The organism is Candidatus Poriferisocius sp., from assembly GCF_965208355.1.
In the GTDB taxonomy this organism is placed as follows: Bacteria; Actinomycetota; Acidimicrobiia; order Acidimicrobiales; family Bin134; genus Poriferisocius.
Window position 1 is genome coordinate 2,403,343 of the sequence record NZ_CBDBOM010000003.1, and the last position, 24,489, is coordinate 2,427,831.

Below are 24,489 nucleotides of genomic sequence, written 5' to 3' on the forward strand. Positions count from 1 at the left end.
GAAGGCTACGGGAATGAAGTTCGGGCTCTATCTCATCGGCACTGCGACCGGGGCCCCAGGGCTGCCGGCGGCACCGATCGCCGATCCGGAGTTTCTGGCCGGATTCGCCCGCCACGCCGAGGCGGTGGGGTGCGATTCGCTGTTCTTCGCCGATCACATCGTGTTCCCCGCGGCCAAGCAGGCGCCGTATCCCTACGCCGAATCGGGGGCCTACCCCTGGGACAACGAAAACACCCAGCTCCCTGAGCCTCTGGCTCTGATGGCCTTCCTGGCCGGGGTTACCGACACGCTGCGGTTCGGCACTGCGGTGCTGGTGCTGCCCCAGCGCCATCCGATGCTGCTGGCCAAGCAGCTGGCCACCATCGACGTGCTGTCGGGAGGCCGGGCCGAGCTGGGAATCGGCGCGGGTTGGCTGGCCGACGAATTCGACGCGCTGGGCTACTCGTTTGCCGACCGAGGCCCTCGCACAGACGAATACATCGACGTCATGCGGGAGCTTTGGGCCAATCCGGTGGCCAGCTTTGCCGGGCCGACCATCGCCTTCGACCGCATCCAACTCACCACCCACCCCCGCCAGCCTGGCGGGGTACCCATCATCGTGGGGGGCCACTCCCCGCCGGCGCTGCGCCGAGCTGGCCAGCGGGGTGACTCATTCCTGCCCGCCTTCTCGGCCTCGCAGAACCGTGACACCTGGCCCGAGATGTGGGCCGAGGTGCAGCTCTGGGCCGCGGATGCGGGGCGGGTTGGGGCCTGCGATCTTCAAGGATTCGGCACCACCCTCGACGATGCCCGCTTCTTGGCCGATCTGGGGGCAACTCGCATGATCTACAGCACCCATGACCCCGATTTGGCCTCCGCAATGGCCACTTTGGACCGCTTCGCCGACGAGGTAATCGGCCAATTCTGACCACTACCCGTGACCGGCGGGGTGGCGAATCCATTTGTCTCAGAAAAATATACTTAATTTGTGAAACTACTGTGCCCTCGGCTCATCTGCGCCGGGCTGCCCAGACTTCGGCCTCAAACTCCCAGGTCACACAGGTGTCTAGAGTTATCCACAGGGTAATCCACAGGAGGCGAAGCGAAATTGGCACCGGATTCTCATCACTCAGTGAGCCTAGGTGTGAATTATTTGAGAGTTTGCCTCGCGACAATGCCCGCTCCATTTCTGCCCTGGCCGTGCTCAGCGGCTGGGGCGAAGCAACTGAAAGGAGCAGACACATGAATCACCCTGTGGACAACCTCATCGGCCCGGCCGAGGCGTGCCAGATGCTCGGCGTCAACCAGCACAGTTTGCTGAGGGGCATCAACGACGGCATCGTTCCCGCCTACAGCATCGGCGGAGCCGTCCGATTTCGGCCTTCAGAACTGCGCCACCCTGCGCTCACTGGCCTTGACGAGCACTACCGCGCCAGAGACGAGCACTTCGCCGCCTGACCCCACCCCCAAGCCTCTGCCCCCGACTGCGTACACCCCCGCGCGGTCGGGGGCGGATGGGGGCTCAGGGCAATACGGTTTCGGTGTCGCGACCGGAGCGCAGCACAGTTCCCGGGGTAGATCCGGTCACTTGTCCGTCGACCACGATGTCGGTGCCGCCCACCAGCACCCGGTGTACGCCTTGGGCGCCGGCGAACAGGCGCATGCAGTCGCCGGGCAGATCGGTGCGGGCCTCAATGGGGTCGGAGGCCACGGTGGCTGGATCGAACAGCACCAAATCGGCGTGCCAGCCCTCGGCCACCCGGCCCCGATCCTTCAAGCCGAACAGGCGGGCAGGCACGTCGGTCATCAGCCGCACCGCCTCCTCCAGAGGCAGCAGCCCCCGGGTGCGCACGATGTCGCCCAGGATGATGGTGAAGTAGCGGGTGCCGCACATGCGGTCGAGATGGGCCCCGGCGTCGGAGCCGCCCACGATCACCCGGGGATCCCGCCAATGCTCGGTTCGATGAGCCCAACTCTCCGACGAATCGTCGGCGTTGATGGGCCAAAGGTCGGTGCGCAGATCGTCAGCCAGCACGATGTCACACAGGGTGTCGAACGGCTCCTGCCCCCGCTCGGCGGCAATGTCGCCCACTCGACGACCGGTGAGCCCGTCGTTCTCCGGAGAGTAAGTGGTGCCGATCTCCATGTTCTCCCACTGGGCCATGTGGTAGAAGCCGCCGCTACCGGTCTGGGCCTGCTCGTGAAGCCACCGCCGCGTCTCCGGGTCGGCCAGCGCGGCCATCTTCTCTTCGTGGGGAAGGTTCATGGTGTCCTTCCACCCCGGCATGTTGTACAGCGGGCAGTAGGTGGCAAAGCACAGCTTCAACCCGCCGATGGTGGGCATCGACAGGGCCACGATGCGCCCGCCCACCGCGGCGGCAGCGTCCGCCGCTCCGAGCTGGTGGTTGGTGCGGTCTTGGGTGTTAGCGCTGACGGTGAGCACGTTCCAATTCAGCGGACGCTGGGCCCGAGCCGACATCTGGCTCATGAGCTCGATTTCCTCGTCGCTGAACATGCTGAGGCATCCGGAGGTGATGAACTCCAGCCAGGTGCCAGGATGATCGGATACTGCTCCGGCCAGGGCCAGCACCTCTTCGGTGGAGGAGAACCGGCTGGGGACGGGTTCGTTGTCGCCGTCCCAATGGGTGTGGGCCAAAGACGTGGAGAACCCCATGCCTCCGGCGGCCAGCCCGTCGTGTAGTGCCTGCACCATCCGGTCGAGCTGATCAGAGCTAGCGGGCTGATCGGCATCAGATCCCATCACATAGCGGCGCAGCGCCGAGTGGCCCACCAGGAATCCGGCGTTGACCGCGGTCTTGCCATCGAGGCTGTCCAAGAACTCCCCGAAGGTCTCCCAGTCCCACGGCAGCCCCTGTTCCAGCGCCAGTAAGGGCATTCCCTCCACCATGGCCATCATCTCTTGCAGGTACCGGGCGTCGTCGGGATTCACCGGGGCCAGGGAGAACCCGCAGTTGCCTCCCAGCACGGTGGTCACCCCGTGCATCGGCGACGGCGTGGCCGCCGGGTCCCAGAACAACTGGGCGTCGTAGTGGGTGTGGGGATCGATGAACCCCGGTGCCACCGCCAGCCCGTCGGCATCAACCGTCCGAGACACCAACCCTTCGACCTTGCCGATCTCGACGATCCGCCCCCCAGCCACCGCCACATCGGCCTCCACCGGCTCAGCCCCGGTCCCGTCCACCACCGTGCCGCCCCGAATCACCAGATCAAACATGGCCCCCACAGTAGGCGCGCCTCATCGACCCCCCAATTGTCGGGGTTGTTTGGTCCCCAGTCGGGATTTGCCCTACGGCAGGACGGTTTCGGTGTCCCGGCCGGAGCGGAGGAGAGTGCCGGGGGTGGCGCCGGTGGGCTCACCGGCAGTGATGATCTCGGTGCCGTTTACCAGCACGTGCTCGACGCCGACGGCGCCGGCGTAGAGGCGCTCGCAGCCTCCGGGCAGGTCGGTGCGCTCCACGATGGGCTCAGACGCCACGGTGTCGGGGTCGAATACCACCAGGTCGGCGCAATAGCCCTCGGCCACGCGGCCGCGGCCCTTGAGCCCGAACAATTGAGCGGGTTCGTCGGTCAGCAGTCGCACGCACTCCTCCAGCGACAGCAGGCCCCGGTCGCGCACCGCAGATGCCAGCATCTCGGTGGGGAATCGGGCGCCGCACATGCGGTCGAGGTGGGCTCCGGCGTCGGAGCCCCCTACCAGCACCCGCTGGTCGCGCCACAATTCGGCCCGCTGCTCCCAGGCCAAATCGATGTCGTCGGATGACATAGGCCACAGCGCGGTGCGCAGGTCGTCGGCCACCACGATGTCGAGCAGGGCGTCGAACGGATCTACTCCCCGCTCGGCGGCGATTTCGCCCACCTTTCGCCCAGTGAGCCCGGCGTTCTCCGGGGCGTAGGTGTCGCCGATCTCCATGTTGGCCCAGGTGGAGATGAACTGGAACGGGCCCTCGGAGCTGCGGGCCTGCTCGTCTAGCCACTGCCGCACGGCAGGATCGGCCAGCTTGGCCTTCTTCTCGTCGTGGTCCAGATACAGCACGTCGCCCCAATTGGGCAGCAGGTACAGGGCGCAGTAGCTGGCAAAGCTCATCTTCAGCCCGCCGATGGACGGCATCGACAACGCCACAATGCGCCCTCCGGCCTCGGCGGCCACATCCGAGGCCCGCAGCTGGTGCCGGGTGCGGTCCATCATCGTGGAGGCATGGGATAGGACATTCCAGTTGAGCGGCCGCTGGGCCCGGGCCGACATCTGGGTCATCAAGTCGATTTCTTCGTCGCTGAAGAACGCATTGCAGCCGGTGATGATGAACTCCAGCCACGTGCCGGGATGGTCGCCCACCGCGTCGCACAGGGCCAGCATCTCGTCGCGGTCGGCGAAATACGACGGCACCGGGTCGTTGTTGCCGTCGGAGTGGGTGGTGGACTGCGACGACGAGAACCCCAGACCTCCGGCCTCCAGCGCCTCGTGCAGCAGCCGCACCATCTCGCCCACCTGCTCGGGAGACGCCGCGTTCCCGGTGCCCTCAGCGCCCATCACATAGCGGCGCAACGCCGAGTGGCCCACCAGGAACCCGGCGTTCACCCCGATGCGACCGTCCAGCGCATCCAGATACTCGCCAAAGCTTGACCAGCTCCACGGCAGGCCCTGCTCCAGGGCGGGCAGAGGCATTCCCTCAACCTTGGCCATCATCCGGCGGATGTAGTCGGCGTCGTCGGCCTTGAGCGGGGCCAGCGTGAACCCGCAGTTGCCCCCCAGCACGGTGGTCACCCCGTGCTCGTTGGAGGGAGAGGCCAGCGGATCCCAGAAAAGCTGGGCGTCGTAGTGGGTGTGGGCGTCGATGAAGCCCGGCGCCACCACCAGCCCGTCGGCATCCACAACCTGGGCTGCGGCCTCGTCAACCGCACCGACGGCGGTGATCTTCCCACCGCTGATGCCCACGTCGGCAGCGAACCCCGGCGATCCAGTTCCGTCGACGACGGTGCCGCCCTTGATGATCAGATCCAGCATGGAGCCACAATACGCCAGTGGGTTTCCCAGACTCCCAGCGGGACTTGGGCACCCGACCGCGAAGTACGCTCGCCCCATGCCGGAAATCCCCAAGATCATCTCGGTGGACGACCACATAGTGGAGCCGCCCACCCTGTGGACCGACCGCCTGCCCCGCAGGTACGCCGACGTCGGGCCCCGGGTCGTGCGGGAAAAACTCTTCAAAGACAGGGCGATTATCAACCACATGCCGGAGTGGGTGGACAGCGATGTCGAGCGAACGATCGACTCCTGGCTCTATGAAGACCTCAAGCAGCCGCTTATCCGGCTAAGCGCAGCGTCGGGCTACCCCAAAGACGATCTCGGTCCCCAGCCGATCACCTATGACGACATCCGCCCCGGTTGCTGGCAGCAGAAAGCCCGCCTCGACGACATGGATCTCAACCACGTGGAAGCCGCCATGTGCTTCCCGATGTTCCCCCGGTTCTGCGGCCAAACCTTCTTGGAGGCATCCGACAGGGATCTGGCCCTGTTGTGCGTGCAGGCCTACAACGACTGGATGATCGAGGAGTGGTGCGCGGGCACCGACAGCCGGCTGATTCCCCTGCCGCTCATCCCCTTGTGGGACCCCCAGCTGGCCGCCGCCGAAGTGCGCCGCAACGCCGAGCGGGGAGCGCACGCAGTCTCGTTCACCGAGCTGCCCACCAATCTCGGGCTGCCGTCGATCCACGACGCCGACGGGCACTGGGAGCCGTTCTTCGCGGCCTGCGAGGAAACCGCCACCGTGGTGTGCATGCACATCGGGTCGGGGTCGCGCATGCCATCCACCTCGGCCGATGCCCCGCCTGCGGTGATGTCCACTCTGACGTTCAACAACGCCATGGGATCGCTGGCCGACTGGCTGTTCTCCGGGGCGTTCATCCGCTACCCCGAAATCAAGATCGCCTACAGCGAGGGTCAGATCGGCTGGATCCCCTACATATTGGAGCGGGCCGACGTGGTGTGGGAGCAAAACCGGGGTTGGAACGAGGTATGGGGGGTGATCCCCGAGCGACCCAGCACCTACTTCGCCGACCACGTGTACGGATGCTTCTTCGACGACCGCTTCGGACTGGCCAACATCGAGGCCATCGGCGCCGACAACGTGACCTTCGAGACCGACTACCCCCACAACGACAGCTCTTGGCCCCACACCAAGGAGGTCGCCGAGAAACTGTGTGAGGACCTGTCCGACGAGGTGATCTACAAGATCATGCGGGGCAACGCCATCACGATGCTCCACCTGCCTTTCGATCAGTAGAAGGCGCTCGCCGCACATGATCTACGACTTCGTGATCGTCGGCGGGGGCTCCACCGGCGCGGTGCTGGCCGCCCGGCTGACAGAGAACCCAAGCACGTCGGTGCTGCTGTTGGAAGCCGGGCCGATAGAGCCTGACGCCGAAGCCGACCGGCTGGGCGCGGTGGACTTCTCCCACACCGGGCGGGACTGGGGCTTCCAGGCCCGCACCACCGGCGACGCCACCGCCCCCTACCCCCAGGGCCGGACGCTGGGCGGGGGCTCGGCGGTGAACGGGGGGGTGGCCCTGAGAGGGATGCCCAGCGACTACGACGCCTGGGCCAGCCCCAACTGGAGTTGGGATGCGATGGCCCCGTGCTTTCGCCGTCTGGAGGACGACCCCCTGGGCGGCGATTTCCACGGAATTGGCGGCCCCATCCCCATTCGCCGTACCGCCAAAGAGGAGTTGGTCGCCCCCCAGCAGCAGCTTTGGGCCGCCGCCGAAGACAGCGGGCTGGGCTGGATTGACGACCACAACGACGGCGTGTCGGAGGGCATCGGCCCGTCGCCCCAGAACGTGGTGGACGGCGTGCGGGTGTCCACTGCCATGGCCTATCTCCGTCCAGCCGATGGGCGGCCCAACCTCCACATCATCGGAAGTGCCCACGCCCACCACATCGTCATCGAGCGGGATCGGGCCACCGCGGTGGCCTACTCGCCGGACGGCAGCAGCCTGGAGCAGGTCCGGGGGCGTCACATCGTGGTCTGTGCGGGAGCGCTCAACTCCCCGGCGCTGCTCTTGCGTTCTGGCATCGGCCCGGTGCGGGACCTGGAGGCGATGGGCATCCGCTCTGTGGTGCACCTCCCCGGGGTCGGCGCCAACCTCATGGACCATGTCGGAGCGTTCATCTTCGTGGTCCCCCCTGAAGGGGCGGTGACCACCGAAATGGTGCAGCACCAACTGCTCATCCGCTACAGCTCCCCAGCCAGCCCGGTCACCAATGACATGCAGATAGGCATGATGAACCACTGGGACCTGAGCCAGAACCAGCCCCTGGCCGAGGTGTGCGGCTCGGAGTTGATCTGGGGCATCTGCGCCGGCATCCAAGTCCCCCGCTCTCGGGGCCGGCTGCGGGTGCTCTCCCCCGATCCCGACCACCCGCCGGTGATCGACCTGAACCTGCTCGACAGCCCGGACGACATCGCCCAGCTCACCGCCGGGCTGCGACTCTGCTACCGGCTGGCCACCCATGAGGCGCTGGCCGAGCGCTTCCAGCGGGTGGCGGTTCTCGACGAGGCGCCCTTCGCCGGCGATGACGACGGCCCCCTGGCCGAATACGCCCGGCAGTTCAGCTTCCCCTGGTACCACGCCTCGGGCACCTGCCGGATGGGACCCGACCCCGACGCCGGAGATGTGGTCGACGACTTCGGCCGGGTCTACGGAGTCGACCGCCTGTCGGTGTTCGACGCCTCCATTCTGCCGATGATCCCCCGGGCCAACACCAACCTGACCTGCATCGCCGTGGGCGAGCGGGCCGCCGAAGTGCTGAAATGAAGGCATGAGAAAAGGAGCGCCATGAGCCCCACCGCCGTGATGATCTCGTCCGACTCCCACATCATCGAGCCGCCCGACCTGTGGACCGAGCGGGTGAGCACCGGGCCGATGGCTGAGCGGGTGCCGCAGGTGCGCCGCGAGCCCGGCGGCGACTGGTGGTACATCGACGGCCAGCGCTCCATGTCGTTTCTCGGATTCCAGGCTGGCAACCGGTTCGACCAAGATCCCACCAAGCTGCGCATCGAGGCGTCGTTCGACGAGGTCCGCCCCGGGGCCTACGACCCGGAGAAGTTCATCGCCGACAACCGCACCGACGGGGTGGCCGCCTCGGTGATCTATCCCAGCGAGGCGCTGCTGGCCTACAGCATCCCCGACTCTGAGCTGTGCTCGGTCACCATGGCGGCCTACAACGACTTCATCGCCGATTTCTGCGCCTACGACCCCCAGCGGCTGAAGGGCATCGCCCTCATCAACGTGGACGACGTAGACGAGGCCATCGCCGAGATGACCCGGTGCCGCAACATGGGACTGTCGGGAGTGATGATCAGCGTGATGCCCCCGGCGGGCCAGGGCTACGACAACCCCCGCTATGAGCCGTTCTGGTCGGCCGCGGTCGACCTCGATATCCCCCTGTCCATGCACGTGGCCACCGGGCGACAGCTGGCCAGCGCCAGCGGCCAGACCAAAAACGACGTGAGGGCGGTGTCGGAGGCGGCGTTCTACCTGCAAGACCACTTTGTGCGGAAGTCGCTGGGCGAGATGATCTTCTCCGGGGTGTTCGAGCGCCATCCCAAGCTCAGGGCAGGATCGGTGGAGCACGAGGTGGGCTGGATCCCGTTCTGGCTGTTCCAAATGGACTACTGCTACACCGACCGGCCGCTGCGGGGCGACTGGCACCGCTTTGCCGATCCCGACGCCCGCCCCAGCCACTACTTCAGCTCCAATTGCTTCGTGAGTTTCCAGGAGGACGCGGTGGGAGTGAGGGTACGGGACACCTTCGGCACCCACACGCTCATGTGGGGCTCCGACTACCCCCACACCGAGTCCACCTTCCCCCGGTCCCGGGAGGTGGTGGCCGAGACCCTGGCCGATGTGCCCGACGACGAGCAGCAGATGATCGTGAGGGACAACTGCGCCGCTCTCTACGGCTTCGACCTCGACCTGCTCGAAAACGACCTCGCCGGGTAGGGATATGCGCGTTGCGTTCGGCACCGATGAGGCCACCGCCCTGACCGACTCCGTCAAGCAGCACTTGGCCGACGGAGGACACAGCGTGGTGGCGGCCGCCCCGGAGGGAGCGCCGTGGCCCGACGTGGGCCGAGCGGTCGGCGAGGCGGTGGTCGACGGCCGCGCCGACATCGGGGTGGTGTGCTGCTGGACGGGAACCGGGGTGTCGATCGCGGCCAACAAAGTGCCCGGCGTGCGGGCCGCACTGTGCACCGACGCGGAGACCGCTCGCGGCGCCCGCCGCTGGAATGACGCCAACGTGCTGGCCATGAGCCTGCGCCTGGTGTCCTCCGAGGTGGCCGCCGAGATGCTCGACGCCTTCGTGGCCACCGAGCCCGACCCCGGCGAGTCCTCCGAGATCGCCAAGCTCTCTTAGCATGCGAGTCCGAATCGGCTTCGGCATCGGAGGCGGGACAACGTCGGGAGATCCAAAGGTCTTCGGCGCAGTGGTCGACGGTTTGGAGCGGCTGGGGTTCGATTCGCTGTGGGTGGCCGAGCGGGCCAGCGGTCCTGCGCTCGATCCGGTGGTAGCCATGACCTTCGCCGCGGCTCGAACCACACATCTCAAATTCGGGCCCAGCGTGATGGTGCTGCCGGGCCGCAACCCTGTGCTTTTGGCTAAGACCATGGCCAGCCTCGATCGCATCTCCAACGGACGGCTCCTGCCCGCCTTCGGGCTCGGCGTGGCCGACACCGCCGAGCACCAGGCCTTCGGAGTGGCCCGCATGGACCGGGCGGCCTGGTTCAACGAGGCCCTGCCCCTCATGCGCCGGCTCTGGACCGAAGACGTGGTTGAGCACCATGGCCCCCGCTTCCAATTGGACGCTGCCCGCGTGGATATAAAGCCAGTCCAGCAGCCCCTGGACGTGTGGATGGGAGGCATCGCCCCCTCGGAGCTCCGCCGGGTCGGCCGGCTGAGCGACGGCTGGCTGCCGTCATTCGTCACCCCCGACGATGTGCGCAACGGGATTGCCACCATCAAACAGCACGCTGACGAGGCAGAACGGGAAATCGACCCTGAGCACTACGGAGCCCTGTTGACCTACACAGACGGCCCGCTGCCCGACCGGTTTCTAGAGCTCATCAAGCTGCGTCAGCCCGACAAGAACCCCGGCGACTTAGTGGCTTCGAGCCGAAAAGAGCTGCGGTCCCGGATCGAGGCGTTCATCGACACCGGCGCCTCCAAGTTCGTGGTCATGCCATTGGGCGAGTGTCCCGACTGGGAGGCCGAGGTCGAGGCCCTAGCCGACGACTTGCTGCCTTTGCAGGACTAATTGTGGAGTCTGTTGGCCTACAGGCTCTGACCAATGGAGACCAGCGGCCTACGAAGTCCTGTTGCGCTCCAGATCTGTCTTGTCGTGATTTGACCTGGCATCCAGCCGGTACAGATAGGCGGCGACCAGCAGTGCCATGGCAATTGCAGCCAATATGAATAGGGATGGCGGCCAACTCGACACGGTCGCGACTGCCACTATTCCCAAGAGGCTCTGGTAGGGCTTGGGCTTGGGAACCCTCATCGCTTTCTCCCCGCCCACAGGGGGGCGCGGGTGGCAGCCCCATAGCGGGCTTTGTTAAAGCGATGAGCCGCCGCAGCTAAAGGCACGCCTACGCCAATCCAAACAACAAAATCCCACTGGCCCGACAGGGGAATCAGCCAAAGCGCCACCCGCAAGATTGCTAGAGCGACAACGATCTGAACGAGAATCACGAGCCATGGCGGCCCAAGCGAATCGCTCTTCTTTCCGCTTTCAGATGACGTCATATTCACACTATTGCATAGATCAGCGGCATGGAACTGACAAACATTTGTCAGGCAGGAATGTCCCAGGCCGAGGACATCGTCCATGCCTGCGTTATATCTGCTGACAACTCCGCACTAGCCACCAATGCCACAGACCAGTTGGCGGCGAAGGGCAGGGCGGCCGCTCTCTCCGACAACATCCAAAAGACCTACCGCACCGGATGGGAAGCTGGGCCAGATGGGCAGAAGGCATTAGCCTCCCGGCCTGCTCCACCACACCTTGCGGCCTCCAGGGCTGGTCAGCCACCCTGTCACAAGAGGGAAAGAAGCCCGCAACCCTCTCGCTGGGGACGGGTGCACGGGAAATCCGACCTGGAAACCGAGGTCGAGGCCCTGGCCGAACTCTTACTCCCGTTGCAGGACTGAACCCGCTGCGAGCCGACGACCTGCTCCCGTTGCAGGACTGAGGCGGCTACGAGCTGAGGGCCTGTTCTAGGTCAGCCAATAGGTCGTCGATCGTCTCGATGCCGACCGACAAGCGTACCAAGCCGGGGTCCACGGCCAGTGGGGAGTCGGCCACCGACATATGGGTCATGGTGGAGGGCTGTTCGATGAGCGACTCCACCGCTCCCAGAGACTCGGCCAGCCGGAACACCTTGGTTGCGCTCACCGCGGCCACCGCGGCGGCCTCTCCACCGGCATGGACAAACGACACCATTCCACCGGGGCGGCGCATCTGCCGAGCGGCCACCTCGAATCCCGGATGGTCGGGCAAACCGGGGAACAGCACTCGGTCGATCGCGGGATGGCCTGCCAAGAACTCTGCCACCGCCTGGGCGTTGTCGCAGTGGCGGTCCATGCGCACCCCCAGGGTCTTGACCCCCCGCAGCAGCAGATAGCAGTCGAACGGGCTGGGCACCGCCCCCACCGCGTTCTGGACAAAGGTCAGCCGCTCAGCCAGGTCTTCCCGGTTGACGGCGATGAATCCGCCCACCACGTCGGAGTGACCGCCCAGATACTTGGTGCTGGAGTGCACCACCGCATCGGCGCCCAGCTCAAGCGGGTTCTGGAGGTACGGCGTGGCGAAGGTGTTGTCCACCACCACGTCGACCCCTGAAGCGTGGGCCACATCGGCCACCGCGGAGATGTCCACCACCGCCAGCATGGGATTGGTGGGGGTCTCCACCCACACCTGGCGGGTCTCCGGGCGGATGGCTGCGGCCAGCGCATCCTGATCGGCCAAGTCCACCGCCGACCACTCGATGCCCCGCTCGCCGTACACCCGGTCGATTAGGCGGAACGTGCCTCCGTAGGCGTCGGTCCCCAGAACCACGTGGTCGCCGGGGCGCATCATGCCGACCACCGCGTCCTCCGCGGCCATCCCGCTGGCGAAGGCCATGCCGTGCTCAGCGCCCTCCAGGCCGGCCACGCACCGTTCCAGCGCCACCCGGGTGGGGTTAGAGGTGCGGGCATACTCGAAGCCCTGATGCTGGCCCGGTGCGGCCTGCACGAAGGTGGTGGCCAGATGGATGGGAACGGTGATGGCGCCGGTGGCCTCGTCGGGCTCCTGGCCGACGTGGATGGCCCGGGTGTCGAAGCCCCAGTTTTCGGAAGAGGAGCCGCTCATGAAACTGCGCTCATGAATCTGGTTCCGACGAGCCCGACGACAGGAAGCTGAGCACATCCGTGCTGGTCATCACCGCCAGGGGGCGGCCGCCGTCGAGCACCAGCAAGGCCGGAGATCGCTCCAGCTTGGTTACCGCCAACGCCACCGATTCGCCGATTCCAATCTGCTCTAACGGACGGCTCATCACGCTCTCCACCGGCTGGCCCAGAAGGTCGCCGTTGAAGGCCAACTCCATGAGCTGAAGCTCGTGTACCGCCCCCATGACCTCGGCGGCGGCCAAGGGCATCTCCCCTTTGGCCACCGGCAGCTGGCTGACTCCGTGGTCGCGCATCTGGGTCACCGCCGCACTCACCGGGTCGTCGGGGAAGACGTACACCAGCGGCGGCAGCGCCCCTTCCTTGGCGTCGAGCACGTCCTTGACGCAAGGGTGCTCGCCGATCAAAAAGCCGTACGACGCCATCCAGTCGTCGTTGAACACCTTGGACAGATAGCCCCGGCCAGCATCGGGCAGCAGCACCACCACCACATCGTCGGGCCCGCAGTCTTGGGCCACCTCCAAGGCGGCGCACACCGCGGTACCCCCCGACCCGCCGATGAGCAGGCCCTCTCTCCGGGTCACCAACCGGGCCATGTCGAAGGAATCCTGGTCAGAGATCGGTATCACCTTGTCGACCACAGCGGGGTCGTAGGTCTCGGGCCAGAAGTCCTCGCCGATCCCCTCCACCAGATAGGGCCGTCCCGACCCGCCGCTGAACACCGAGCCCTCCGGGTCGCCGGCCACAATCTGGACCTCGGGATTCTGCCGCTTGAGAAAGCGGCCCACACCGTTGAGCGTGCCCCCGGTGCCTGCTCCGGCCACAAAATGCGTGATCCTGCCCCCGGTCTGCTTCCACAGCTCGGGACCGGTGGTGAGCTCGTGCGAAAGGGGATTCACCTGGTTGAAATATTGGTTGGGCCGGTAGGCGCCGGGAGTCTCGGCCACCAGCCGCTCCGCAGTGGAGTAGTACGACTCAGGATCTTCGGGATCCACCGCCACCGGGCACACGATCACCTCGGCCCCATAGGCCCGAAGCAACTGCACCTTCTCGTCGCTCACCTTGTCGGTCATCACGAATACGCAGCGGTAGTCCCGCTGGGCGGCCACCAGAGCCAGGCCCACACCGGTGTTTCCCGAGGTGGGCTCGATGATGGTGCCGCCCGGCTTCAGCAGCCCCTCCCGCTCGGCCGCGTCGATCATGGCCACCGCAGGGCGGTCCTTCACACTTCCGCCGGGGTTCAGCATCTCCAGTTTGGCCAACACCTCACACGACACCCCGTCGGCAATGCGCGGCATCCGCACCAGCGGCGTGTTCCCGACAAGGTCGAGAATCGAGTCAGCGACTTCCATGGACTTCAGCTAGCCATCCTTGTCGACCGGCCTGATGATTCGCTCGCCTTGGACCTCCACGCCCATAAGCTACCCGGTGCTATGGACCGGCCAAGGATCGCGGTGGAGCCCGAATGCTGGCGCCGGCCGGCACTGGTCGACGCAGTGATCGCCGGGGGCGGCCAGGTGACGGCGCCCGACGAGGCCGAGGCGCTGGTGTGGGCCGAGCCCGCGGCCCCCGAGCTCTTGCCGGGCGTGCTGGAGAACGGACCGACCATCGAGTGGGTGCAGCTCCCCTACGCCGGCATCGAGAACTTGACCCACCTGCTGGACCGCGACCATCTCTGGACCTGCGGCAAGGGGGTGTACGCCGAGCCGGTGGCCGAGCACGTGCTGATGCTGGCCCTGGCCGGCCTGCGGGGAATGGGGAGCTATGCCCGTGCCCGCAGCTGGTCGCCCCCGGAGGGGCGGAACCTGCTGGGCGGCCGGGTTACCGTGCTGGGCGGCGGAGGCATCACCGAGTCGCTGGTGAGGCTGCTGGGTCCGTGGGATTGCCGCGTGACCGTGCTGCGCCGCCATCCCGTGCCTATGGACGGCGTCGACCGGGTGGTCGGCCCCGAGTGCCTGCACGACGCCCTGCGCGACGCCGATGTGGTGGTAGTGGCGCTGTCGCTGACCCCCGAGACCTCCGGCATCATCGACGCCGCTGCACTCGACGCCATGGCATCGCATGCCTGGCTGATCAACGTGGGCCGCGGCGGCCACGTGGTCACCGACGATTTGGTGGAGGCGCTGGCCGCCGGTGCCATCGGAGGTGCCGCCCTGGATGTGACTGAGCCCGAGCCGCTTCCGGACGGTCATCCCCTATGGGACATGGAGAACTGCATCGTCACCCCCCATGTGGGCAACACCCCCGAGATGGGGCTGAAGCTGCTCGCCCGCCGGGTCACCGAGAACGTCCGCCGCTACATCGCCGGCGAGGAGTTGCTGGGACCGGTAGACGTCGACTTGGGCTACTGAGCGGCGGGTAGTTCGACGATCCGCTCGAATTGGGCGTAGGGGTCTTGGATGGTGATCACCCTCATGGGACGCCCGAGCGGGGCATGTGCGCCGGAATCGAACGTGACCGGTCCGGCGACGAGGTCTTCGCCGTCGAATCGCTCCAGTTGGGTGGCCACCGGCCCCGGATCGGTGGTGCCGGCCCGCTCCACCGCTCGTATGTAGGCCTCCATGGCGTCGTGGCCCGTGATCATGCGGCCATCCCGGGCTCTATGGCCGGTGGAATCCAGGTAGTCGGCCAGCACCTCGCGAACCGCGGGGCTGGGATCGGGCGAGTCGGTGTAGATCGAGGCGTACGAAAGCATGGTGAAGTCGCCGACACCGGGGACATGGCCGATCCAATGATCGCCGTCCATGGTGGAGCTGGCGAAGACGGGCTGGTTGAATCCCGCAGCCCGGACCGGTGCCAGTATCTCGGGAGCCACCAGCCGGGTGCCACAGAACACGATGGCCTCCGGACTGGTGCTGCCCAGCCCCAAAAGGATGGGTTCGAGAAGGCCGGGATCGGTGGGCTGGTAACGGTGCAGGCCGACAACCCGTCCGCCGGCTTCCTCGAAGCGCGGCCCGAAGGCCTCGCAGACGGCCACCGCTTCGGTGCTGGTCCGGTCGATGATCACCGCCGCGGTGGCGGTGCCCCGGTCGGCCACCAACGAGACCAGCATCTCCACTTCGGTGCTCACCGGAGTGCCCAGGGAAAAGACCCGGTCACCCAGCTCACCGCTGACCCAGAGGTCGTCGGTTCCACAGGGGCTGATCACCAGGGTCCCCGAGCTCTCCAGCGCGTCGATGGCCGGGCCGGCATAAGCGGCATCACACGTCATCAGCATCAGGTCGACGCCGTCCAAGAGCAGCTGTTCGGCGCCGTTTCTCATGATGGATAGCTCGGTGTGGCTGTCGATGTGGCGAAGTACAACCGTTCGTCCCAGCAAGCCGCCGGCCTCGTTCAACGCGTCGATCCGGTTCCGGGCGGCCACCAGGGCGGGCTCGTCGTAGTCGGCCAAGAATCCGGTGGTGGCCATCAGGGCGCCGATCACGATGGCATCGGCGGGCAACGGCGCTCCCGCGGGGGTGGCCGTGGGAATCGGAGTGCCCTCGACACCCGGCTGGTCCTCTTCCTCGGTGATGGGCGCGGGGCTGATAACCGTTCCCTCGCTGAACAGGCCGCACCCGGAAAGCACCAACAGCGCCACCGCGACCAGCAGCACTGGCCTGGCGCCGAGCGCGTTCATCACGCCGTCAGCGGCCGAGCGCCGAGCGGGCCCATCACTCTCACACTTTAAGGTCGCGGAAGGGAATGCCCTTGTCGGCTCGCGGCTCACGGGGAAGGCCGAGGATGCGCTCGCCGATCACATTGCGCTGAATCTCCGGGGTGCCACCGCCAATCGTGTGGGCGAAATGGCTAACCATCCGCGTCACCCAGACATCGTCGTTCAGCATCCCCTCCGGCCCCAGCAGCTCCATAGCCGTTTGGCTGGTGTTCCGGATGTGGTCACCGGTCAACAGCTTCATGATCGAAGCCTCCGGCCCAATCTCGGTGCCCTGGCTCAGCGCGGTGTACACCCTCATGCCCAGATAGCGGAGCACCTCCGACCTTATCCACGCTTCAGCCAAGGCCTGGCGAACCGCCGGGTCGCCGGCCTGGCCCTTTTTCTGGGCCAGATCCACCAATGTGGGGACATCGACCACCGACGTCTGGGCCCCTACCGCGGCCCGCTCGCTGTTCAAGGTGGTCTGGGCCACCGCCCAGCCGTTGTTGACCCCGCCGATCACGTTCTCCGCCGGAATCCTCACGTTGTCGAAGAAGGTCTCGTTGAACTCGGCCCCGCCGGTCATCTGGCGCAGCGGTCGCGGATCCAAGCCCTCGCTGTCCATCTCCACAAAGAAATAAGTGAGCCCCTGATGCTTGGGCACGTCTGAGTTGGTGCGGGCCAGCAGAATGCCCCAGTCGGCCAGATGGGCATAGGAGTTCCACACCTTCTGGCCGTTGACCACGAACACGTCGCCGTCTCGGACCGCCCTGGTCTGGAGCCCGGCCAAGTCGGAGCCGGCGTTGGGCTCGCTGAACAACTGGGCGAACACTATTTCTCCCTGGCGGATGGGGTTCAAGAACCGCTTCTTCTGCTCGTCAGTACCCCACGCCATGAGGGTGGGAGCAGCCATATCAAGCGCGGCCATGAAGATCGACCTCGAAATGCCGAAGCGGCTTTGCTCCTCCTCGAAGATGATCGATTCCACCGTGGAGGCGTTCCGTCCCCCGTACTCCGGCGGCCAGTCCAAGCAGGCCCAGCCGCCGGCCGCCAGTTTCGCCTGCCAGGCCCGGGCCCTGTCGGCCAGTGCTCTCTCCAACTCCGAGCTTTTCCCCGGGCTGCTCATGTGATCGAACGCCTCCGGTGAGCCCTTGGCCGGCGCATTGGCCTCCAGCCAGGCCCGGGCCTCAGCCCGGAAGGCTGCTTCAGCGGGGGTGTCGCCAAAATCCACGGGGACAGGGTAAGTCGATTATGGGCGGATCAGCACTTTGCACTGGTCGGTGGGCGACTTGATGGCCTCGAAAGCCTCAGGCAGCCCGTCGAGGTCCACGGTGTGGGTGATGAAGGGGGCGGGGTCGATGCGGCTCTGGTCGATCATTGCCAGGGTGTGCGCGTAGTCCTGGTGGCGGTAGTACACGGGGAAGGTCATGGTCAGCTCTTTGAGCGACGCGAAGACCGGGATAATGGGATCGGGACCCGAGCAGATTCCCACCACCGTTACCCGGCCCCGGTGAGCAGCCGCCTCGATGCAGGATTGGATGATGCCCGGCTTGCCCACCGCCTCCACCACCACGTCGGGAGGGGCTCCGGCCAGCCGCTCGAAGGCCGGGCTCAGTTCCTCCGCTCCGGGGTCGATGATCCCGGTGGCACCGAATTGGGCGGCCGATTCCCGCCGTACCGCCACCGGGTCGCTGACCACCACGCTGCGGGCCCCCACGTGGTGGCACCACAGGGCAACGGCCAAACCCACCGGCCCGGCCCCCACGATGAGCACGTTGTCGCCCGCGGCGATGTCGGCGGTGTCCACCGCATGGAGCCCTATGGCCAGAGGCTCCACCAATGCACCCACGTCGTAGCCGCATCCTTCCGGCAGGCGGAACGTCTGCGCGCTGGACACGGCCACATACTCGGCATAGGCCCCGGGCCGAACACCGGTTCCGATCATCTCCATGTGGGGGCAGTGGACCGGCAGCGTGTCCCAGCAGTACTGGCAGTTCCCGCAGCCCACCAGCGGCAGCGCGCAGACCGCGTCTCCCGCCTTCCAGTTCCCCACCGGGTCGGAACCCACCGCCACCACCTCGCCGGCGAACTCGTGGCCCATGGTGTAGCCGATGGGCAGGTGCTCTACGACCTTGAGATCCGACCCGCAGATGCCGCATCCCTTCACCGCCAAGACCAGTTCCCCCGGTCCCGGCGTGGGATCGTCTACCTGGGCTACTTCCAGGGTTCGATCCTCGGCAATCACCGCCGCCCGCATCAGTTTCTGTCTCCGGTCGGACGACTGATCACGCCTGGGCCGCTTCCAATTCCTGTTCGACTCGGGCGATCTCTGTCCGGTACCACCCGGCCTCCTGGAAGTTGCGCAGGCCGAATTGATCCGCCATCGATCGGAGGGCAGCGAGCTTGGCCGTCAGCGCCCCAACGTGGGCGGCGTCGGCGGCCAGAACCATGTCGGCCAGGTGCAGGGCTTCGAGCGTCTCACCGGCAGCCAGCCGTTCTTCGGCCCGGGACACCAGGGCATCGGCCCCGGCTAGGTCCACCACATCGGAATAGACCGCCTCGGGGGTCGTGGCGTACAGATCAGAGGTGGACTGATAGGTGAACCAGCCAGCCAGCCCCTCCCAGATGGCCCGAACGCCCCAGTCCACCCGGCCGTAGGTCTCGTTCAACGGAGAGTCGTCGGGCAGGCGAATCTCCTTCATGAGCGTGTAGGGGTCCTTGCCCTCGTTCATCCCGTCGATCACCCGATCCCATACCCATTCCACGCCGTCGTGCATCCGGGTGAGCACTTCTCGCACCTGTTCTTTGCCCATCACCGGCTCAAAATGCCCGGCCAGGGCGATCTCCGGCTCAAGGTCGCGAACTTCGCGCAGCGACTCCATGTATTGCTGGGCGTCGCGGTAGGGCTCGCCCCGCAGGGTGAACAGATTGGGAAAGGCGTCGATGATCGGACCCCACAGATCTCCCACAAAAGCGGCCCGCAACTCGGGCACCCACACCGTGAGCCCGTCGGGACCCTCGGCGCCAGGGGTGTGCATCACCTCGAAGGTGAGGTCGCCCACCTCAAGGGTGTGGGAGCGGTCGACCACGATGTCGGCCTCGATGGGCGCGGTGGGCTCCACCCGGCCCGAGTCGGTGCGGAGGTTCATGGCCGCCCCCCACAAGATTTTGGCCCGATCCACCCGGAACTGGGTCAGCTGTCGGTACTGCTCATCGCGTTGGAGGCACAGGCGATGGGCCACCACTTGGGCTCCCTCTCGGGACCAGAGCCGGTGACCGCCGATGTGGTCCTCGTGGGCGTGGGTCAAAACGATGTAGCGCACCGGGTCGCCAGGCACGGCCGCCAGCTGGCGGTGGAAGCGGCGTGCGTCACCGGCCAGTCCGGCGTCGATCATCACGCTGCCCTCGGGTGTGGCCACCTTGTAGGCGTTGGCCGTGCCCACCGCCATCCAAATCCGGTCGGCTACCTCAGTTGCGGACTCGGGGCCGTCCCTCCCAATCAGCTCCGAGACCCGCTCGTCAGCCATCAGTCTTCAACCCAGACCCAGCGGCCCGACGGCGCGGCCACCCCCTCGGGCCGCTCCATGCACTGCACATCCAAGTGAATGGGCAGCAGGTGCCGCACATAGAAGGCATGCACGGTCACCGTGGGCATCACCAGGTCGTTGTAGCGCTTGATCTCCACCCGGGGATCCTTCTCCTGCCAGGCCTCGCACTTGGCCAGGCAGGTGTCGACCTCTTCGCGGGTGTCGAACAGCAGGCCGAGATGGTCGAACGGCGGCGGGGCCATGGGCTCCTTGTGCTCGGCCAGCAAGACGAACTGGCTGGTGGCAGGGTCGGTGGACAGCAACAGCGCGGTCTGCTTGAGGATCTGGGTGTCGGTCGCCGTCCACCCGAACACATCGCCGTAGAACTCCCGCACCTCGGCCCGGTATTCGTCGGTCAATGTTCCCAGGGGAAGCGTCAACTCCATGTGGTTGAAGCGCATTTTGGCCATGCCGCAGCGTAGCCTGAGGCGATGATGCGATCTTCAGCCGCCAAGTTGCTCTGGGCGTTGTTGTTGGCTTTGGCCCTGGTGGCCAGTGCCTGCGGTAATGACGATGACGGTGGAGCCACCGAGTCTCCGCCGACGGCCGCGGCAACCGAGGAGGCCACACCCGCCGCCCCCGCACCTGAGCCAACCCCCGAGGCCACCCCGGAACCCACCGAAGCCCCCACTCCCGAGGCCACCCCGGAACCCACCGAAGCCCCCACTCCTGAAGCGACTCCTGAGGCCACCCCCGAGCCCACCGAAGCCCCCACTCCTGAGGCCACCCCTGTACCCGATCCCGAAGACCACCCGTCGGGTCTGGACATCGCCGCCATCGAAGCCGCAGTGGCCGACTACATGGACTCGGCCGGAATACCCGGGTTGGTATTGGCCGTAGCCCTGGGAGACGAGGATCCGTGGACCTTCGGCTGGGGGGTGAGCGATCTCGCCACCGAAGAGCCCATGACGCCCAGCTCCTTTGTCCGCATCGGGTCGGTTACCAAGCCGGTCACCACCGTCGCCGTGCTGTCGATGGTGGAAGAGGGCCTCGTCGACCTCGACACCCCGGTCACCGCCTACCTGGGCGACGACTGGTACGGAAAATATGAACGCGGCCCCGACATCACCCTCCGACACCTCATGGGCCACACCGCGGGATTCGTGGAATACGCCTTCGATCCCGGGTTCTTCATCTTGGGCGCTGGCCGATTGAACGTGCCTATCGCCCCCGAGGAGATCGTGCTCTTCACCACCAACTACGGGCCGGTGGCCGACTTCGAGACCGAGTACAACTACAGCACCGCCGGCCACGTGATCGCGGGAATGATCATCGAGGCGGTCACCGGCAATCCCGCCCACGTCGAGATCAGGAACCGGGTCCTAGAGCCGCTGGGCCTTCAGAACACCTACCTGCCTCCCAACGAGCTTCCGCCCGAGACGGTGGCCAACAGCTACAACTACGGGCTCCTGTACACCGCGTTCACATCGCTGACCAATCCCCCCGATGGATCACTGCACGTCTTCAAAGGAAAGGACCTCCTCGCCACCAATAGCTATCCCCAGGAATTCCTGCAAACGGCGGGCTGGACGGGCGGGGGGATCGAAACCCTGATCGGCGACGTCCCCACCATGTTCCGGGGATTGTTCAAGGGAGGCCTGATCAGCAATGAATCGCTGGCCGAGATGACCACTCCGGGGGTCAACCCAGGCTACGGCCTGGGATTGGGCATTGACGATATCGACGGCCTGCTGGTCTACAGCCACGGTGGGGGCACGCCGGCATTCCGCACCCGGTCGCTCTACTTCCCCGAGTTGGACCTGTCGCTGGCGGTAAACGCCAATGTCCTGCCCCCCAATCCTGACGCCCAGGAGCTGGTCGACGCCCTGATCCCAATCGTGATGGAGAGCTGGGGGCTGTCCAACTGATGACCCTCGCAGCTTGGAACGAGGCCGCCGACCAGCTCACCGCGCCGGGCGCGCTCTTCGCCTGGTCGATCCAAGAGGTCAACGGCGTCCCCGTACGGGTGTTCGACAACGCCCCCAGTTCGCTGAGAGACCTGTTCGCCGGCACTGCCGCCCACGGCGACGCCGACTACCTGGTGTTCCGAGACGAGCGCGTCTCATACGCCGAGGCGCACCGCCAGGTGAGGGCGCTGGCGTCGTGGCTGGCCACCCACGGCGGCGTGAATCAGGGCGACCGGGTGGCCATCTCCATGCGCAACTACCCCGAGTGGATCATCGCCTACTGGGCGACAATTTCAATGGGGGCGGTGGTGGTGGGCATGAACGCCTGGTGGACCCCGGCTGAGATGGCCTACGGCCTCGACGACAGCGCGCCCAATGCGCTGTTGATCGACGGCGAGCGGTGGGAGCGCCTAGCCGCCATCGACAACCACCCGGAGATTCCAGTGGTGGTGACTCGGCGCAGCGAGGATCTGCCCGAAGACGTGATCCGCTGGGCCGACACGGTGGCCGACCCCGATCCCCCCGCTCTGCCCGACGTGGCCATCGACCCCGACGACGACCTGTGCGTTTTCTACACCTCCGGCACCACCGGCTTCCCCAAGGGAGCGGTGATGACCCACCGGGCCGCAGTGCACAACGTGATGAACATGGGCTTTTACTCATCGACCCTGGGCATGATCAACGAGAGGGAGCCCATTCCCCAAGGCGAGAAAGATCAGCCGGCTGGATTGGTGTGCGTCCCGCTGTTCCATGTCACCGGGTGCAACTGCTACCTGCACCCCACCACCACCGTGGGCGGGAAGCTGGTGCTCATGTACCGCTGGGATGCCACCGAGGCCCTCAAGCTCATCGACGCCGAGCGGCCCAGCACCCTGGCGGCGGTGCCGGCCATGTCCCGGGAGATCGTGCTGCATCCCGACTTCGACCGCTACGACACTACGAGTCTGGGCTCGCTGGGAGGCGGGGGCTCGCCGCTGCACCCCGATCTGGTGGACAAGATCTCCCGGTCGATCCCCAGCGGCAATCCCGGCACCGGCTACGGCCTGACTGAGACCAGCGGGGTTGTCACCATGAATGTCGGGGCAATCTACCGGGACAAGCCCACCACCGTGGGCCCCCCGTTGCCTACCGTCGAGGCCAAGGTGGTGGACGACGACGGCGCCGAGCTGCCGTCGGGCCAGCCCGGTGAGCTGCTGGTTCGCTCTCCCATCGTCATCCGGGGCTACCTCAATAAGCCCGAAGCCACCGCCGAGGCCATTGTCGACGGCTGGCTGCATACCGGCGACGTGGCCGTCATCGACGAGGACGGGTTCATCGCCATCGTAGACCGGGCCAAGGACCTGGTGATCCGGGGCGGCGAGAACATCGCATGCGCCGAGGTGGAGAACGCCATCTACCAGCACGACGCGGTGGCCGAGGCCATCGTGTTCGCCGTGCCCGACGAGCGCCTCGGCGAAGTGCCCGGCGCCGCCGTCGTGCTGCGCTCCGGCGGCGACCTCGACGCCGACGGCCTGCGAGCCCATCTGGACGGCCGCCTGGCCCCCTACAAGATCCCCGCCCACATCTGGTTCCTCACCACCCCCCTGCCCCGCAACGCCTCCGGCAAATACCTCAAGCGCGAAGTGCGCGACGAACTGCTCTCGCCCTAGGCGACCGAACCCGCCTGCCCGATAGCCTTTACAACGTGACAACCGCCACCGCTGACCGCTACACGATCATCTCCTCCGACTGCCACGCCGGAGCCAATCACAAGACCTATCGGGAGTACCTGGAGTCGAGCTGGCACGACGAGTTTGACGCCTGGAGGGGCAAGTACCGCAACCCGTTCCGCGACCTGCAAGACGACGGCCGGTCTCGCAACTGGGACAACGACCGCCGCATCTCCGAGCAGCACACCGACGGTGTGGTGGCCGAGATCACCTTCCCCAACACCGTGCCCCCGTTCTTCCCCACCGGCACCCTGATCGCCCCCCAGCCCACCGACAAAGACCTCCCCCGCCGACTGGCCGGCATCCGGGCCCACAACCGCTGGCTGGCCGACTTCTGCGCCGAGTACCCCGAGCGCCGGGCCGGCATCGGCCAGATTTTCCTGAACGACATCGACGAGGCGGTCGCCGATGTGAAATGGATCGCCGACCACAACCTGCGGGGCGGGGCGCTCATCCCCAGCATCGCTCCCAACTCCGATCTGCCCCCGCTGTTCCACCCCCGCTACGACCCGGTGTGGGCCGCCTGCGAAGAGCACGACGTGGTGATGACCCTGCACTCCGGGGGAACCGGGATGCCCGACTACGGCGACTCCCCCGCGGCCGGGCCGATGTTCGTGATCGAGACCCCGTTCTTCTCCAACCGCTCCATGTGGCACCTCATCATGGGCGGAGTGTTCGAGCGCTACCCCGGCCTAAAAGCGGTGTTCACCGAGCAGGGCTTCGGCTGGGTGCCCGAGATCCTGCGCCGACTCGATGGCCTCCACGCCCAGATGTCGATGACCGGACGCACCGGCGAGTTGGGCTTCTCCGCCGAGTCGGTGCTGCCCGAAAAGCCCAGCTTCTACTTCGAGCGCAACATCTGGATCGGCATCAGCTTCCCCGGCCCCAACGAGATGCGCCTGCTCGACAAGGTGGGCGACCACAAGGTGATGTGGGGCTCCGACTACCCCCACGTCGAGGGCACCTACCCCTACAGCCGCGAGGGCATCCGCTTTGCCCTGCACGACCGGGACGAGGAGTCGATGCGCCGCATCCTGGCCGGCAACGCCGCCGATGTATACGGATTCGACCTCGATGCTCTGGCCCCGCTGGCCGCCGAGCACGGCCCCACTGTGGCCGAGATCGCCGAACCCCTGGCTGAGATCCCCAAAGACGCAACCTCCCCGGCCTTCTGGGGCAAGTAAGCCAGAACGAGCAGAGCTCGTTC

Annotated in this window: 21 protein-coding genes; 11 read left to right on the top strand and 10 right to left on the bottom strand. The window is 66.4% G+C overall.

What is annotated here, in order from left to right; genetic code table 11:
• Positions 1-13 precede the first annotated feature (13 nt).
• Positions 14-907 carry an LLM class F420-dependent oxidoreductase gene (locus tag ACOGXH_RS12565; RefSeq protein ID WP_419929431.1) on the top strand — a complete coding sequence of 298 codons (894 nt, stop codon included), beginning with the start codon at positions 14-16 and terminating at the stop codon, positions 905-907.
• Between the two features lie 314 nt (positions 908-1,221).
• On the top strand, positions 1,222-1,437 hold the full coding sequence (locus tag ACOGXH_RS12570) for a helix-turn-helix domain-containing protein (RefSeq protein ID WP_419929432.1): 216 nt from the start codon (positions 1,222-1,224) through the stop codon (positions 1,435-1,437).
• Positions 1,438-1,501: 64 nt separating this feature from the next.
• On the opposite strand, the gene ACOGXH_RS12575 is transcribed toward ACOGXH_RS12570, so the two are convergent.
• Positions 1,502-3,214, bottom strand: coding sequence for an N-acyl-D-amino-acid deacylase family protein (locus ACOGXH_RS12575; protein ID WP_419929433.1), 1,713 nt, complete (start codon positions 3,212-3,214; stop codon positions 1,502-1,504).
• Positions 3,215-3,286: 72 nt separating this feature from the next.
• Positions 3,287-5,002 carry an N-acyl-D-amino-acid deacylase family protein gene (locus tag ACOGXH_RS12580; protein WP_419929434.1) on the bottom strand — a complete coding sequence of 572 codons (1,716 nt, stop codon included), beginning with the start codon at positions 5,000-5,002 and terminating at the stop codon, positions 3,287-3,289.
• 76 nt (positions 5,003-5,078) lie between these two features.
• Here ACOGXH_RS12580 and ACOGXH_RS12585 point away from each other — a divergent pair, with 76 nt between their 5' ends.
• Genes ACOGXH_RS12585 through ACOGXH_RS12605 form a run of 5 tightly spaced genes read left to right on the top strand, consistent with a single transcriptional unit; the run spans position 5,079 to position 10,313 of the window.
• Positions 5,079-6,281, top strand: coding sequence for an amidohydrolase family protein (locus tag ACOGXH_RS12585; protein ID WP_419929435.1), 1,203 nt, complete (start codon positions 5,079-5,081; stop codon positions 6,279-6,281).
• A 16-nt stretch (positions 6,282-6,297) separates the two neighbouring features.
• Positions 6,298-7,812, top strand: coding sequence for a GMC family oxidoreductase (locus tag ACOGXH_RS12590; RefSeq protein ID WP_419929436.1), 1,515 nt, complete (start codon positions 6,298-6,300; stop codon positions 7,810-7,812).
• A 21-nt stretch (positions 7,813-7,833) separates the two neighbouring features.
• Positions 7,834-9,000 (top strand): amidohydrolase family protein, encoded by a 1,167-nt coding sequence (locus ACOGXH_RS12595; RefSeq protein WP_419929437.1) that lies wholly within the window; start codon positions 7,834-7,836, stop codon positions 8,998-9,000.
• A 4-nt stretch (positions 9,001-9,004) separates the two neighbouring features.
• Positions 9,005-9,415: an RpiB/LacA/LacB family sugar-phosphate isomerase gene (locus tag ACOGXH_RS12600; protein WP_419929438.1), complete on the top strand. Its 411-nt coding sequence runs from the start codon at positions 9,005-9,007 to the stop codon at positions 9,413-9,415.
• 1 nt (position 9,416) lies between these two features.
• Positions 9,417-10,313, top strand: a complete 897-nt coding sequence (locus ACOGXH_RS12605) for an LLM class flavin-dependent oxidoreductase (RefSeq protein ID WP_419929439.1) — start codon at positions 9,417-9,419, stop codon at positions 10,311-10,313.
• A gap of 239 nt (positions 10,314-10,552) precedes the next feature.
• On the opposite strand, the gene ACOGXH_RS12610 is transcribed toward ACOGXH_RS12605, so the two are convergent.
• The 3 genes from ACOGXH_RS12610 to ACOGXH_RS12620 form a co-directional block, all read right to left on the bottom strand.
• The gene (locus tag ACOGXH_RS12610; RefSeq protein WP_419929440.1) at positions 10,553-10,885 is read right to left on the bottom strand and encodes a hypothetical protein; all 333 of its coding nucleotides are present in this window, start codon (positions 10,883-10,885) and stop codon (positions 10,553-10,555) included.
• 367 nt (positions 10,886-11,252) lie between these two features.
• A complete protein-coding gene (locus tag ACOGXH_RS12615) occupies positions 11,253-12,407 on the bottom strand; it encodes a cystathionine gamma-synthase (protein ID WP_419929441.1) in 1,155 nt (384 codons plus the stop codon).
• A gap of 10 nt (positions 12,408-12,417) precedes the next feature.
• Entirely contained in the window at positions 12,418-13,794 is a 1,377-nt protein-coding gene (locus ACOGXH_RS12620) for a cystathionine beta-synthase (RefSeq protein ID WP_419929442.1), read from the bottom strand.
• A gap of 81 nt (positions 13,795-13,875) precedes the next feature.
• Between ACOGXH_RS12620 and ACOGXH_RS12625 the strand changes: the two genes are divergently transcribed.
• Positions 13,876-14,793, top strand: a complete 918-nt coding sequence (locus ACOGXH_RS12625) for an NAD(P)-dependent oxidoreductase (protein ID WP_419929443.1) — start codon at positions 13,876-13,878, stop codon at positions 14,791-14,793.
• On the opposite strand, the gene ACOGXH_RS12630 is transcribed toward ACOGXH_RS12625, so the two are convergent.
• From ACOGXH_RS12630 to ACOGXH_RS12650, 5 genes are read right to left on the bottom strand one after another with little or no spacing between them, the layout of a single operon-like run.
• The gene (locus tag ACOGXH_RS12630) at positions 14,787-16,061 is read right to left on the bottom strand and encodes an ABC transporter substrate-binding protein (protein WP_419929444.1); all 1,275 of its coding nucleotides are present in this window, start codon (positions 16,059-16,061) and stop codon (positions 14,787-14,789) included. The two genes, ACOGXH_RS12625 and ACOGXH_RS12630, sit on opposite strands and share 7 nt — an antisense overlap.
• Positions 16,062-16,101: 40 nt before the next feature.
• On the bottom strand, positions 16,102-17,310 hold the full coding sequence (locus tag ACOGXH_RS12635; RefSeq protein ID WP_419929445.1) for an acyl-CoA dehydrogenase family protein: 1,209 nt from the start codon (positions 17,308-17,310) through the stop codon (positions 16,102-16,104).
• 18 nt (positions 17,311-17,328) lie between these two features.
• Positions 17,329-18,336: an alcohol dehydrogenase catalytic domain-containing protein gene (locus ACOGXH_RS12640; protein ID WP_419929446.1), complete on the bottom strand. Its 1,008-nt coding sequence runs from the start codon at positions 18,334-18,336 to the stop codon at positions 17,329-17,331.
• 28 nt (positions 18,337-18,364) lie between these two features.
• On the bottom strand, positions 18,365-19,606 hold the full coding sequence (locus ACOGXH_RS12645) for an MBL fold metallo-hydrolase (RefSeq protein ID WP_419929447.1): 1,242 nt from the start codon (positions 19,604-19,606) through the stop codon (positions 18,365-18,367).
• Entirely contained in the window at positions 19,606-20,076 is a 471-nt protein-coding gene (locus ACOGXH_RS12650; RefSeq protein WP_419929448.1) for a VOC family protein, read from the bottom strand. Before ACOGXH_RS12650 ends, ACOGXH_RS12645 begins: the two co-directional genes overlap by 1 nt.
• A 21-nt stretch (positions 20,077-20,097) precedes the next feature.
• Between ACOGXH_RS12650 and ACOGXH_RS12655 the strand changes: the two genes are divergently transcribed.
• Genes ACOGXH_RS12655 through ACOGXH_RS12665 form a run of 3 tightly spaced genes read left to right on the top strand, consistent with a single transcriptional unit; the run spans position 20,098 to position 24,466 of the window.
• Positions 20,098-21,534 (top strand): serine hydrolase domain-containing protein, encoded by a 1,437-nt coding sequence (locus ACOGXH_RS12655; RefSeq protein ID WP_419929449.1) that lies wholly within the window; start codon positions 20,098-20,100, stop codon positions 21,532-21,534.
• The gene (locus ACOGXH_RS12660) at positions 21,534-23,222 is read left to right on the top strand and encodes a class I adenylate-forming enzyme family protein (protein ID WP_419929450.1); all 1,689 of its coding nucleotides are present in this window, start codon (positions 21,534-21,536) and stop codon (positions 23,220-23,222) included. Before ACOGXH_RS12655 ends, ACOGXH_RS12660 begins: the two co-directional genes overlap by 1 nt.
• A 35-nt stretch (positions 23,223-23,257) precedes the next feature.
• Positions 23,258-24,466 carry an amidohydrolase family protein gene (locus ACOGXH_RS12665; RefSeq protein ID WP_419929451.1) on the top strand — a complete coding sequence of 403 codons (1,209 nt, stop codon included), beginning with the start codon at positions 23,258-23,260 and terminating at the stop codon, positions 24,464-24,466.
• Positions 24,467-24,489: the final 23 nt, after the last annotated feature.